The sequence below is a fragment of the Okeania sp. SIO2C9 genome, from assembly GCF_010672455.1.
GTDB lineage: Bacteria > Cyanobacteriota > Cyanobacteriia > Cyanobacteriales > Microcoleaceae > Okeania.
In genome coordinates this window covers 147,891-161,281 of the sequence record NZ_JAAHGO010000004.1, presented here as the reverse complement: position 1 = coordinate 161,281, position 13,391 = coordinate 147,891, and the positions used below count along the sequence as shown (strand labels likewise).

The following is a 13,391-nucleotide window of genomic DNA, read 5'->3' as shown; positions in this document are numbered from 1 at the left end:
AAAAATTGGGTACTCTTCGAGAAGTCGCTTCGCGCCTACGATGCCCATTTTTTTATCTCAACGTTGGTTGAAGACCCGCGCTCTCCTGACAAGGGAGCGTCGCATGGGAAAACCAATCAATAAGAGCGGTTTTTCCAATAGTGTGCTATAGTACTTAAAGGCTGCTGGGCTAGTAGTGTCAGTCTGTGGAGCGCGCCTTTAGACCGGAAAGAGGCTTGACCTTGGAGGCTGGTGCATTGAAGCAGAAAGCCCTAATCAGCGATGGTTAGGAATCCCGCGCTGTCACGCAAGTGCAGCGTCGGGAGGATGTCAAGAATACTTATTGCTTGAAAAGACAAACTGACTGATCGTCGATTTAACCTGCAAAATTTCTTGCCCGATAAATTTCTTGCCCGATCGAGCATCTTTTAGTTTAGCTCGATCGGTCATTGATCGGGAATTTTTTTAAGGCTTGAGTACGGGGCTTTGAGGTGCGGGAACGATCGTTTTTACTCTAAGCGTGTAATGATTCTATAAATATTTGTGCCAGTCTATCCCCAGAGATGCGATTCAAGGTTACATTGATTCTCAGCAAGAAAGTATTGCTATCAGGTTCTGGCTCTGGAAGATAAACATTTTTCTTTTCCAACGTATCCCTAAACGTATCCAAATCAACATCAGATACATGCAATTTAAACACATTACTACCATTGGGAATTTTCTCAACCTTGAAAGATGGATTTTTATGGATTAAATCAAAAAAATCATCTGCTAGCTTGATAGCCATTCTCAGTTCATCCATAAATGTATCAAGAAAGTTGAGGGCTATGACCGCAGATGGCCACATTTGAAATATATTACCCCCAAACATTCGCCGTACATGGTATAAATCTTTTGCGAACTCGTTAGAACAGGCTAATATTGCTCCAAAGCCAGCATTGAAATATTTAAACAGTGAAACATAAACTGTATCAAACAAAGAAGCGTACTCCTTTGGCGATATACCAGAAAAAGTGGATGCAATAAATAATCTTGCTCCATCTAAGTGGAGCCTAATACCTTGATCTTTGGCAAAAGTTGAAATTTTCTTCATTTCTTCAAAGTTGAAAATTTCATTGTACTTTCTTCGCACTGGACTTTCAATAGAAATGACACCCACTTCTGTTACAACTTTGCCTGTTTTCGCTTTATCAATAACTTGCTTCACATCATCCAAAGTAAATGTAGCTTGATCCGGAGCAAGTGGTATTAAGTTTAATCTGCTGAGCGTTTGTAAACAATCACCTGAATCATTGTAGATATGACTTTCTTTTTGGACAAGCACTCTTCCTTTCTGATTAGCAAGTTCCCGAATTGCGATTTGATTGGATAGCGTTCCTGATGGCATCATAACGGCAGCCTCTTTGCCAAGTAAATCAGCAAATTTGGCTTCAAACTCACTAATAACACCGCCAAGTGAATATACATCACGTTCAATATTTCTGCTTTTTGTAAGCTTATACAGAAGCTGCGAGTATGCAAGTGGAGACATTTCAATCCCATCTGCTGTAAATCGAATTGACTTATCTGAATTAACCAGATCGATATTATCCATTATCTAAATTTACCTCATGTATAGAAAAACATGCAATTTTACTCAAAGTATTCTCTTAATACTAATGTAATCAGTTTTTTCCTGGCATCCGTTCCATATGAACAAAATAAGCAGTTGATGTAGTCAATGGAAAACTCAGTAGGGGTGCATTGTTGTGTGGTTTTTTGTATATCTGTTAAGACTATTATATGGTCTTGCTTGTATTTATACCAAATTATACTGTTTTATTTGGCAAAAATTTTCAGCCATGAGTGAGCTAATTTGGTAACAATTGATACTCTCCTACCCTTATAGGTTTTATACTTTGGGATAGACCACATCAACCCGATCCCGTGGAGGAATTGATTTAAAATGAGTAGCCTTGCAGTTGCAACTGTTATATCGAACAGCGAAGCGCTTGTTGAACAGCAAATTTTAAGCTTCGAAACGTTCCTTAAGCTTCGAGACCAAGAAGGTAAAGTCTTTGAGGCTGCTTCTGAAATTTACACGAGGCTCAGTAATTATTCTGTGCTCGATCAAGCGACTTCGGAGAAGAGCCACGTTCCGACTGGAAGTTCTTGGATTTTGGAATGCCTACCTGATCAGCAATATCACTGGCATTCGTTTTCAACAGAGGATCGGATGTTATCTGCGCGTCGGGTGTTCTTTATTGCCGATAGAGGCCTGAGAATTTCGGTTTTTGAGAACCCTGCGTCTTTTCTACAGCCAAGGCATGAGATCTTTGAGTGTGAGGGGCCAGTGTTTCTTGAGTTTGAATTCTGTGGTAGTCTTGTGCACCGGTTTCGGCCACTGAGTGGCAGACTGTTTGCGCTCTCCATACATCATAAAGATGAATCTGTTTCGGACACGACATTGGGTCAGCAAACCCACATCTTTTCAGGGGAGTCACCTCAAATCACGCAGCGCTTTCATCTAACATTGTGACTTTAACTTTGGCTCTTCTGGATCTAGGGTGGAGCTAATCGGGGTGGCCATTGACAACATCGGTGTTGGTGTCGCCATCGGAATTGCGATTGGTGCTGCGATTGGAGCGTTTCAACAGAATAGGACATCAAATTGAGGTGGAGCACTTTCATTTCTACAAGAATTGCTGAGTGTCCAAAACCTGGGTTGAGCTTCTCGATCGTCAACCCGACTGTTGAGATAATCTACTGGGCTATATTTATGTTATCGATACAAATAGTTGTCGTATAAATTTCTGTAGTATTTCAGGAAGGCTTGAGGCAGTTGATCTTAGGTATTATCCTTAGGTTACTGCTTTACGATGTCTAAGAACCCAATTGCAATTACAAATCGTCAAGAGATCGATAAACTGGTGATTTTGGAACAGTCCATTCCCTAGAGACTGGCGATGAAGGTTGAATGCTTCTCAAAATGGAATAGTATGGACTTAGTAAACATAAATCTCACTGAGGTATTTTATGGGATTGAATGACTGTCACAATTTTCAGGATTTCCGAAAATTAGCGAAACGCCGACTACCAGGACCAATTTTTAATTACATCGATGGAGCGGCCGATGATGAACAGACCTATCGGCGTAACACTGAAGCCTATGGGGACTGCGATCTGATTCCGAACGTGCTTGTCGGTGTGGAAAATGTGGATATGTCAGTTGAGGTGATGGGGCAAAAACTAGATATGCCGATCTACTGTGCCCCGACAGCATTGCAACGCCTTTTTTATCACGAAGGAGAGCGTGCGGTTGCGAGGGCTGCAGCAGAATATGGCACGATGTTTGGGGTGTCTTCACTGGCGACTGTCACCGTTGAAGAAATCTCAAAGATCGCAAACACGCCGAAGATGTTTCAGTTCTACTTCCATAAAGATCGCGGCTTGAATGATGCGTTGCTTGAACGCGCACGAGCAGCGGACTTTAATGTGTTGGCATTAACCGTCGATACCATTACTGGTGGTAATCGTGAACGGGATTTGCGTACCGGATTTACTTCGCCACCCAAATTAACACTTGACTCCTTAATGAGTTTTGCGACTCACCCAGCATGGGCTTGGAACTTTTTGACAAAAGAAAAGTTCGATATGCCACATTTGTCTGGCTATGTCTCGCAGGGAACGAATTTAGCAGTCTCTGTTGGTGATTACTTCTCAACGATGCTAGATCAATCCATGAATTGGAATGATGCTGAAAAACTCTGCTCGCAGTGGAACGGGCAGTTTGCACTGAAAGGGATAATGAGTGTGGAAGATGCCAAGCGTGCTGTTGATATTGGTTGTACGGGTATTATGGTTTCTAACCACGGCGGCCGTCAGCTCGATGGTTGTCGCAGCCCCTTCGATCAACTCGCAGAAATTTGTGATGCTGTTGGGGATAAAATTGATGTCATTTGCGAAGGTGGTATTCAGCGCGGTACCCATGTGCTTAAGGCGCTATCTGTTGGAGCTAAAGCCTGTTCAGGTGGGCGATTCTATCTTTTTGCATTGGCTGCTGCTGGGCAAGCAGGAGTTGAGCGTGCTTTAGGTAATATGCGCACTGAGATTGAGCGTGATATGAAATTGATGGGAGTGACCAAGCTCGATCAATTGAGTAGAGATAATCTGCGCTTTCATCCCTCACGATGAAGCTGCGTAGGGTGGGCAAGGTCTAATATCAAATCCGGTAGCATTGGTGTAATTAGATGGGAAGATGGGGAGATGGGGGGGATGGGGAGATGGGGGGATGGGGAGATGGGGGGATGGGGAGATGGGGAGATCCAGAAATATTTGGTAATGGTTGAAGATGGAACATTTTTTTATACCGAATTAAACGGAAAAGTTAACCATACTACCTATGTAAATACTTGAAAATTACACCTATATGTTAGAATTAACTACTATCAAACAAACAGCCCTCGATTATCTCTTGTCCAATCTGGAAGTATTTCCAGAACATCGTCAATTGTTTGAGGTTGTAGGTGCAACCTGTTTTGATAATCATGAGTGGATGATTAACATTAGTATTGTCGGTTTGGTCGGTAAATATTGGAATGTTTTTGTCGATGGCAACACGGGAAAAATTTTACCAGACTGCGAGTTTAATACAGATTGCCAAGACTTGAATGAACCCCATCAATATTCCCATCTGTCCGATTATTTAAATCAACTGCTCGATCGCCTGACTGCAAAAGTTTCTAGATAAATTAAAAACTGTTTTATATGCTATAATGATTGTCAAAATTACAAAATTTAGCTAATATGAATCCCCTATTTACTGCCCGCACTTCCGTAGAACAGGTTGAAGAAGGTTTGTTACTTGCGCCCAAATTTGATGCCAATGGTTTAATTCCAGTAGTTACCACAGATGTCAACACGGGTGAAGTGCTGATGCACGCTTATATGAACGAAGAGGCGTTAGTTAAAACCATTGAAACGGGAGAAGCTCATTATTACAGTCGCAGTCGTCAGCAGCTATGGCATAAAGGTCAATCCAGTGGACTTGTGCAAAAAGTAGCGCAGTTAACAATTGATGATGACCAAGATTGTCTCTGGATGCAGGTTATAGTAGCTGGTTCGGGGGCTAGTTGTCACGTGGGTTATCGTTCTTGTTTTTATCGCCGTATTCCTACGGGAAAAAGTGCTATTGATTCCCAGCAACCACTACAGTTAACTTTTACTGAAACCAAGAAAACATTTGATCCAAAAGCCGTTTATGGTGATGCCCCTAACCCGACACAATTGTAATTGACACTCCCACCGTTTTAGATAAAATCGATGACTTTGACATACTCCCGACGTTGCGCTGGCGCGACAAAGCGGGATTCTTCAGCCAGAGAAACCCTGGCCGCTGTTTTAACAGAGGTGATGTCCTCCCCCTGTGTTGGTAACAATTATAGTGACTATATTTGCAATTGTCAATAACTATAGTAAAATAACTATAATATGTATTCTATAAAGAGAATAAAGAAAAAATTCGCATAGGAACAACAAATACAACGCCCGGCTTTCCCATACGACGCTCCCCTTCGGGAGAGCGCGGGACTTCCCGCCGGGGGAGTTAAAAATTTACAATACCCAAACCAGTCGCCTCGAACCCTTTGTAACTCTTCTACCAGGTAGAGTAACTATGTATTGCTGTGGCGTGACCGTCTACGATTTGAAGGCTGGCATTTACCCTGCTTTTGGTTATCATAATTGGCCTTGGCGGAGCAAGTGCGGCAGCTACATCGCTACTTAGTATAACCAATTCCTGAAAAGATACGCTTAGGGGTTCTATAAAAAAATATTCTATTATAGCGCCATTGCCAAATCTTTCTCGATCTCCCCATCTCCCCACACCTCCCACACCTACCACACCTGCCACACCTCCCACACCTACCCTACTCCCTCACTCCACTCTCCAAGACAAAACTCCACAAACTATGAGCCATTTCTAACTTACTACAAGACGGAATATCTCGCCGACGACCTTCAGCATCTAGAAAAATTCCTTGATTTGTATCACTGCCAAAACCAGCTTCCTCTCGATCAATAGGGTTAGCAACAATAGCATCTAAATTTTTCACCTGCAACTTCTCTAACGCAGGTGCAACAATATCTCCAGTCTGTGCCGCAAACCCAATCAAATATTGCTGGCGCTGCTTTAACCGTCCTAACTCCACTACAATATCTGGTACAGGTGTCAAAGGTAATAAATCTGGTAGCGATCGCTTTGGCAATTTCTCACTACTATACTCAGCAGGTTTAACATCTGCTACTGCTGCACTCATCACAACTATATCTGCCTCACCAAAATTAGATAACATTGCTTGTCGCATCTGAGTAGCACTCACCACCTCCACAGTTTTTATCCCTGATAACAGCAACTCTCCCGAAATACTATGCACCAAAGTTACACTTGCACCTCGATGCAATGCCGCCTTAGCTAAAGCTATACCCATCTTACCCGTAGAAGGGTTGCCGATATACCTCACAGGATCTAAATGTTCTCGCGTTCCACCCGCGCTAATTAATATTCTCTTACCTACTAAATCTCTTTTACCTGCTGTATATAACAAAGATTCTATATTTGTGATTATCTCTGTTGGTTCCGCCATCCGGCCTTGACCAATGCGATCGCAAGCTAATATTCCCATATTTGGGCTAATACCATAAAATCTTTTTTCAGTCAATATTTGTTGCCAATTTCGCTGTACTGTCTGTTGTTCCCACATATCAGTATTCATTGCCGGAGATAATAAAATTGGGCAACTAGAAGCCAACACTGTATTAGTTAACAAATTATCTGCTAAACCGTATACTAACTTTGCCAAAGTATTTGCTGTTAGAGGAGCAATGACTATTATTTCTGCCCATTCACCCAACTGAATATGCAATGGACGTCCGTGAGTAGACTGCCAAAAATCTCGATCTGTATAAGCTGGATAACGACAGAGAGTGGATAAAGTTAGAGGTGTAATGAACTGTTGAGCAGAATCTGTCAAAATTGCTCGCACCTCAATTCCAGATTTAACTAAAGTAGAAACTACTTCACAAATTTTATAAGCTGCTATACCACCACAAATACTGATTAAAACTCTTCTACCCATAATATTTTCTTGTCTTGAAAAGGAGAGGTAATTGTTAATTAATAATTGTTAATTGTTGAAATTCTAGATCGTTAAGTTGTGAAGAAGCAAATAATTAATTAATATAGTATTTTTGGCATTGGTGATTTGAGGTATGATATCAAATCCGGTAGCATCGGTGTTATTCAGTCTTTAAAGATAAGAGTCTATACTGTAGGGGCGAATGGCCATTTGCGTTCCGCAAAGCTGCCGAATCGCGCCCTTACCGATTGTATGACTATCAACAGAATTATATTACTCCGAAGCCAACGGATTTGAGGTATGAAATAAGTAATTTAGGTAAATTAAGAGTCATTCTTTGAATAGCAAAATTAGATGTTGTCTTTACTTAATTGAGCGAAAAACACTTTTCTTTCTCCTGACTCAGTCCTCCTGAGGACTGACTCTGAAGTAATTAAAATTAATATCATACACACTCTTGAGCAACGCCATATTTTTCATTAAGCAGTTGGGGTCGCACATTATGGAATGATATTGCCAAAAATTAGTTTAGACTTTGACTAAAAAAACCTAATATCAATCATTCTAGTAATTGATTAATCCAAAATCCTGTTCATCAAAAATCTAAAATCATTCGTCACTGTGCAACGCCAAGCAGTTGTCATATCAAATGAATGTTTCCTATTTGACTAAAATCATCAGTAAGTATTCAAACATAATTAAGATTAAGATAAATAGGAGTGTTGGGTAAAAAGTATCCAAGCTTAAAAATACCTTGTGTACTAAACCAACACTCTCAAATCTGACAAAATGATTAAATTACTAACTTGTGCGTTCCCATATTTTCCTCAAGCCTCATCACAAGGCTCTAAATCCAATAAATGGATATAAGGATCGATTAACTCTGGACGTTGAAAGGCGATCGCTCGTAGCAGGTGCCAATCATTCAACCCGTCAAAAGGATTTTGATAATCATCTTCCTCCAAACGTAAAGCCAACTTAGCTACATCCTGCGCAGTTAAATTAGCAACCTCGTGTAAAGAACGGGCTATAGTTTGCATCAAAACTGACCTCCCTGAAATGGCATCTGCTGAAAGCATTAATTAAAATGCAGTGCTATTCACACCTCAATTAATATAATAGTCTTTCTAAGCTTTTGCCATAGTATCTATAACAAAACTTCGCATTAACTTCACAATTTCTGGAATAATCTCATGTCCCATATTAAATTCTTGGTATTGTATATTTGCCCCCAGATCTGTGAAAGTATCGCGCGTTCTTCTTCCTTGTTCAATAGGTAAAACTGGGTCTTGTATACCATGTACAACCAACACAGGTGGTAATTTTTCTCCTGATGGTTGAAGTTGAGAATGTAGATATCCACTTAAAATAATTAAACCTTTTATTGGCAAAGTTACTCCTACATCCATAGCCATTGCCCCACCTTGAGAAAAGCCACATAGAATAGTTTTAGATAAAGGTATCCCTGTTTTACTTTCTAGAGAAATTAGCCAATCAATTAATATTTGGCGACTTTCAACCAGACCTTGGAATTCTAAATTTGATAAGTCATACCACATTTTTCCCTCAGGAACTTCAGGATGAGGCAATGGAGCATCTGGAAATTCAAACCAATAATCAGGCAAATTCAACTGTGTTGCTAAAGGTGTTAAATCATTACAATTAGCCCCCCAGCCATGTAAGAGAACAAATAAACCAGTAGGTTCTAAATTAGGTGAGATAGTAATTGAACTTAATTGGGTCATTATCAAGACATCAAAAGTAATTCCATTATTGTAACTATTCTGCACCAAATATTAAATTAGTTTTGCACAGTTACTTATAGAAGCAATTTGATATCTATCTATTTATAAGGTAACATCTTTTACTTCCTCTTTTTTTCAAACTATAATTCCAATGGGCACTCTATGTAACGCCCTCCACACTCTCCACACTAATTCCAATGGGCACTCTATGTAACGCCTATTATCAAAATAATATGGGTATAAAACCCCGCCTTTTAAGGCGATCGGGTTTTTGGAGAGTTGCTCAAATCCTCGTTACAAAAATAACTTCTGAGTTCTGAGTTCTGAGTTCGTTAAATCATGTCCGGATAATAGCGCGATAAAAAACTTTTTTCTACTCTTCCTTCGCTCCCGACTCCCGACTAACTATACCGAAGAAAAGCTGGTTTAATATTACAACAGTAGATACTGACAAATTTTTGCATAACCTTTTATATTTGAGAAATATCAACTCGCAGAATAGAAAAACAACAGTAAAAAGGAGACATTCAACAATTAATAATGAATAATGAATAATGAATAATGAATAATTACCTCTTCTTTTCAAGGAGAGGATTGACAAATTCATGAAAATTTTTCTTCACAGGAGTCGATTGGACATGGCGAGGAGACCTCGCCATCCCTCGACCGCTTATTATCCCCTTAAAAGGGGAGGCGCATACCCACAATTTTTCGGTAAAATGTCCTTAACTGGGGAACTAATCCCTACTGAAACCAGAATTAACAAGCATTTGGTAGCTTCAGAATCTCATAGATATTTCTTGTTGGCAAGTCAGATCAAACTGCTTAATTGTCTGAGAACGATATCAGCTGACTTCCAGATTATTTTTCAACGTGACCCAGCAGCTAAAAACTGGTTTGAGGTTTTGTTGTGTTACCCAGGGTTTCATGCCTTACTGTGTTATCGGATAGCTCACTGTCTCCATGGTTTAAAAACTCCCTTAATTCCTCGCTTCATTTCGTACTTTGCTCGCTTCTTGACTGGGATTTAAATTCACCCTGCTGCTCAAATTGGTAAGGGTGCATTCATTGACCACGGCATGGGTGTAGTAATTGGCGAAACGTGGTTTTATCTGGCTAGCTGTGACAGCACCTGCTTCTGGTACTGATGCACTTACTATTGTTCCTGTGATTGAACACTTTTTTAATGATTACGGGTTTGAACCGATGATTGTTTTAGATGGTGTTAATAGTAGGGAAATGTATGTGATGACATCTTTAGTTTACGACCGGGAAGTTGCTGGTCGAGATGAACAGGTCAGAAAGTGTTTTGAGCCTCTAGCAGCAGAATTAAGGACGATGGGATACTATCAATACCGTTGGCCTAAAGCACTTTATGTTGAGAATGCTTTACCAGAAAGAAATGATGACTATGCTTCAGTTTTCGCCAAGCTACAGTCAAGTCTACTAGTGCAGGATGGCGGAAATAACTGACCAGTTACAAAATCCCAAAACAATTACAAATCAAAAATGATTGACTGTCAGATGTGCGTCTTACATTCTGGAGGGGCTGTGTGCGGAATTACTTCCGCACAGTAGGCGCCCCGTAGGACACCTCGCCAATTAGCACTCGATGCATGAATTTTGACTTTTAACTTCCGCGTAGCGGCACTAGGAGATTAGGGAGTAGGGAGTAGGGAGTAGGGAGTAGGGGAGTAGGGGAGTAGGAGAGTAGGGGAGTAGGGGAGGCAAATTTCCACCTATTCTATTTCTCTAGCTCCTGTACCTCGCTATATAGATACGGTTCCCCTACCTGAGTTCTGAAGGAAAGAGAATTTAGAAAGATTTGCTAATAGCTGAAGATGAAATTTCCACTTTCCAAAGATTCATCCCTTGATTCAGCAACACTTTCTCGATCAAAGAATTAAACCTTCTACCTCGGTGGTAACTGTTGAAAAATACCTCTACCTCCACCTCCAGTTATAGGAGTTATAGGTGTAGGTGATACGCGATCGCCAGTTCCACCAGTAGCAGGTTGAGAACCTCTCATTATTCCACCACGAGAGGGAACTCCGCGAGAAGGGTCGGAAAATTCCGAATCCGATGATACATTTGATATATTAGGGGACATAGTAAAATCAGAACCTGGTGCAGTACCGCCACCCATGGGGTCACCTGTACCACCCAGAGCATCATTCAAAAAAGTATTAGAAAAGTTAGTAAAATTTAGTCTTCTCTCTTCTTCAAAAAACGGTACGCTTATTTTACGTTGTTTTGCTGGTTCTCTAGAATTTTCTTCTTGAGCGTAAGCTACAGATATTAACCCAAGGGAAAAAGAAGAAGAAAGAAACAAACATATCAATTTATTAATTGAATTTATCCCCAAATATTTTGCTCTTTTTTGTTGCCCCTTTACTATTCTGTGTTCTCTGTTTCCTACTTCTGTCAAAAAGCTATTATTTTTGATATTATCTTTTTCTTTTGGGTTTAATATTCCGCAGTCTACAAGGTGTTTACAATTGGTTGGAGCTTGAGTCCCCATCAACTTTTTCCTCTCTTGGTGCGCATTCCCTCTCTTGGTCAGCATTCCCTCTCTTGGTGCGCGTTCCGCAAGGGAGCTGTGGTCGTCGCGGGGTCTGACCGCTTGCGTCTGTCGCCGACGCAGGGTCGCACCGCTTCTTCCTTTTTCCTTATTCATTCTTCCTTCTTAAATTTTTTTTGTTAATTTTACTTATCTTTTTCTTTTGGGTTTAATACCCCACTGTCTTACACCTTCTTGACAATTGGTTGAAGTTTGAGTCCCCATCCATTTTTTCTTCCTTCTTCAAGGTCAAAAGCGGAAAGTTGTCCGTAAAACTCCTATGACAATTGTTTCATTATCTTCATTATGTTCTGGATTAGTCACTACAAAAACTCCGGGAGTAATTGTGATATAATCGTTAACTTTATACCGATAAAAAGTTTCAATATGATAAGAAGTATCCTCATCTTCTTCAATGCCATTATCTCCATCAACTAATTTTAACGGTTTACCAAATAAAACGGCAAATAAATCTCCTTGACGACCAAAAGGGTCAGACATACCAACAGAAAATAAATAAGTATTAGAAGTAGCATGAGCATCAGAATTAATATAATTTGTAAATACCCATCCTCCCCAAGCACCTAGAGTTATTTTCTCCCAAACTCGCCATTGCACTGTACCACCTACTGCATTAATATTAGCAGGTAGACCTAATCCTCCAGAAGTATCAGCATTTAAGCTACCAGTAAATGTATCTAAATAACCGTCTTCTGAATAAGCATTAATATAAGTCACACCAGTCAATACATTATCAAATGGAACAGTTAAAAATTGGACTCCCATGGCACTGTGACCAGCATCAGTAATACCACCTTGGCCTGTAGGACCGTTGCCAGGGTTTTCGCTATCCCGCGTACCGTAGGCAACTTGCAAACGTACTTTATCAGTAATTAACCAGTCAAAACCCAAACCAGAATCTAATCTACCTATCTTAAATATGGGACTAGAGTCAGTAAAGCGGGAAATAGACCCACGACCTGCGTCAAAATAAGGGGAGTTAGCTGTGAGGACACTATTTAAGCTGAAGTTGACAGGACGGAAAGTGAAGACCACGCGATCGCCAAAAGCGGGAAAACGATATTCCAACTTAAATATCTGAAACTCATCATCTGTATTTGTTTGATAAGATAAAATTGCCATATCTGTATTAAATGACTGACTACCTGCAAAACTACGACTACTGAAATTTGCTGCACCCAATTCTATTCGCAGGCGGTCTTTACCTGTAAAGGTTGTAGCTGTTTGTAGTCGTACTAGATAATTAAAAATTGTGTTGTTGTCTCCGTCTCCACGTCCACCAAAAGCATTGACTACGTCCTCGCCACCGAAACCATTGGTTAAGCCAAATATTACTTCTCCACCAAATATTGTCGTAGTGCCATTAAACCTGTTTGCTTCTAATTCTGCGGTGCGAGCTTCAAGTACATCTATTCGACCACGGAGGGTAGCTAACTCTGGAGCAAACTCTTCGACTAAACGTTGAACGGCAGCCATATCTTCGCGAGTCGCTAAGTCTACTGTAGACTGGCCAATTAATTCTGTCATTCTATCTAAGCAGGTGTTTAACCCAGCAGCAAATTCGTATCGGGTCATAGCTCGGTTGCCTTTGTAAGTGCCGTCTGGATATCCTGCAATACAACCGTAACGTTCTACTAATGATTGTAATGCTTGAAATGCCCAATCAGTGGGTTGAATATCTGAGAGTTGGGATACGGAGTTTACTTGGTCTAGTTCTGAAAGGTCGTCATATTCATCTGATGTTTGTGCTAGTTGTAGGGTTTTTTTTCTAACTGTTGAAGAAATAAACTGGGAGTTATTAAAACTCTGTAATATTGGTGGTGATAGTAAATGGAGAAAAGACTCATCTTGAGGTTTAACTTTTGTAGAATTTATTTGTGTTAATCCAGTTGCAGATTTTGCCCATGTTAAAGGAACTCCTAAAATAAATATTGAGATTAAAGATAATAAAAATTTACTTCCCATTTTATT

General features: G+C 40.3%; 13 protein-coding genes and 1 pseudogene. 7 read left to right on the top strand and 7 right to left on the bottom strand.

All coding sequences use genetic code 11. The features are described from left to right. Window positions 1–493 precede the first annotated feature (493 nt). Window positions 494–1,573 (bottom strand): low specificity L-threonine aldolase, encoded by a 1,080-nt coding sequence (locus tag F6K23_RS04875; protein WP_293151362.1) that lies wholly within the window; start codon window positions 1,571–1,573, stop codon window positions 494–496. Window positions 1,574–1,924: 351 nt separating this feature from the next. Between F6K23_RS04875 and F6K23_RS04870 the strand changes: the two genes are divergently transcribed. The 5 genes from F6K23_RS04870 (at window position 1,925) to hisI (ending at window position 5,250) form a co-directional block, all read left to right on the top strand. Further along, the gene (locus F6K23_RS04870; RefSeq protein ID WP_293151359.1) at window positions 1,925–2,497 is read left to right on the top strand and encodes a hypothetical protein; all 573 of its coding nucleotides are present in this window, start codon (window positions 1,925–1,927) and stop codon (window positions 2,495–2,497) included. A gap of 497 nt (window positions 2,498–2,994) precedes the next feature. Beyond that, entirely contained in the window at window positions 2,995–4,152 is a 1,158-nt protein-coding gene (locus F6K23_RS04865; RefSeq protein WP_293151356.1) for an alpha-hydroxy acid oxidase, read from the top strand. 81 nt (window positions 4,153–4,233) lie between these two features. Further along, window positions 4,234–4,374 carry a hypothetical protein gene (locus tag F6K23_RS04860; protein WP_293151353.1) on the top strand — a complete coding sequence of 47 codons (141 nt, stop codon included), beginning with the start codon at window positions 4,234–4,236 and terminating at the stop codon, window positions 4,372–4,374. A gap of 13 nt (window positions 4,375–4,387) precedes the next feature. After that, window positions 4,388–4,708, top strand: a complete 321-nt coding sequence (locus tag F6K23_RS04855; protein WP_293151351.1) for a hypothetical protein — start codon at window positions 4,388–4,390, stop codon at window positions 4,706–4,708. Between the two features lie 56 nt (window positions 4,709–4,764). Continuing rightward, window positions 4,765–5,250 (top strand): phosphoribosyl-AMP cyclohydrolase, encoded by a 486-nt coding sequence (hisI, locus tag F6K23_RS04850; RefSeq protein WP_293151348.1) that lies wholly within the window; start codon window positions 4,765–4,767, stop codon window positions 5,248–5,250. A 364-nt stretch (window positions 5,251–5,614) separates the two neighbouring features. Here hisI and F6K23_RS04845 read toward each other — a convergent pair whose 3' ends face one another. The 4 genes from F6K23_RS04845 to F6K23_RS04830 form a co-directional block, all read right to left on the bottom strand. After that, complete coding sequence (locus F6K23_RS04845) at window positions 5,615–5,878, bottom strand: hypothetical protein (protein ID WP_293151345.1); 264 nt, start codon at window positions 5,876–5,878, stop codon at window positions 5,615–5,617. A gap of 7 nt (window positions 5,879–5,885) precedes the next feature. Next, window positions 5,886–7,094 (bottom strand): bifunctional phosphopantothenoylcysteine decarboxylase/phosphopantothenate--cysteine ligase CoaBC, encoded by a 1,209-nt coding sequence (coaBC, locus tag F6K23_RS04840; protein WP_367267618.1) that lies wholly within the window; start codon window positions 7,092–7,094, stop codon window positions 5,886–5,888. Between the two features lie 827 nt (window positions 7,095–7,921). Then, entirely contained in the window at window positions 7,922–8,134 is a 213-nt protein-coding gene (locus F6K23_RS04835) for a DUF2555 domain-containing protein (protein WP_287276330.1), read from the bottom strand. An 87-nt stretch (window positions 8,135–8,221) separates the two neighbouring features. Then, the gene (locus tag F6K23_RS04830; RefSeq protein WP_293151340.1) at window positions 8,222–8,839 is read right to left on the bottom strand and encodes an alpha/beta hydrolase; all 618 of its coding nucleotides are present in this window, start codon (window positions 8,837–8,839) and stop codon (window positions 8,222–8,224) included. A gap of 821 nt (window positions 8,840–9,660) precedes the next feature. On the opposite strand from F6K23_RS04830, the pseudogene F6K23_RS04825 reads away from it, so the two are divergent. Together F6K23_RS04825 and F6K23_RS04820 are read left to right on the top strand one after the other, a co-directional pair. Further along, a pseudogene (locus F6K23_RS04825) lies at window positions 9,661–9,942 on the top strand (serine O-acetyltransferase); the annotation flags it as partial. After that, complete coding sequence (locus tag F6K23_RS04820; protein ID WP_293151657.1) at window positions 9,932–10,312, top strand: hypothetical protein; 381 nt, start codon at window positions 9,932–9,934, stop codon at window positions 10,310–10,312. The pseudogene F6K23_RS04825 and the gene F6K23_RS04820, both read left to right, overlap by 11 nt. 439 nt (window positions 10,313–10,751) lie before the next feature. Here F6K23_RS04820 and F6K23_RS04815 read toward each other — a convergent pair whose 3' ends face one another. Next, window positions 10,752–11,516, bottom strand: a complete 765-nt coding sequence (locus F6K23_RS04815; RefSeq protein WP_293151337.1) for a hypothetical protein — start codon at window positions 11,514–11,516, stop codon at window positions 10,752–10,754. Between the two features lie 132 nt (window positions 11,517–11,648). Further along, the gene (locus F6K23_RS04810) at window positions 11,649–13,385 is read right to left on the bottom strand and encodes an iron uptake porin (RefSeq protein ID WP_293151334.1); all 1,737 of its coding nucleotides are present in this window, start codon (window positions 13,383–13,385) and stop codon (window positions 11,649–11,651) included. Between the last annotated feature and the right edge of the window lie 6 nt (window positions 13,386–13,391).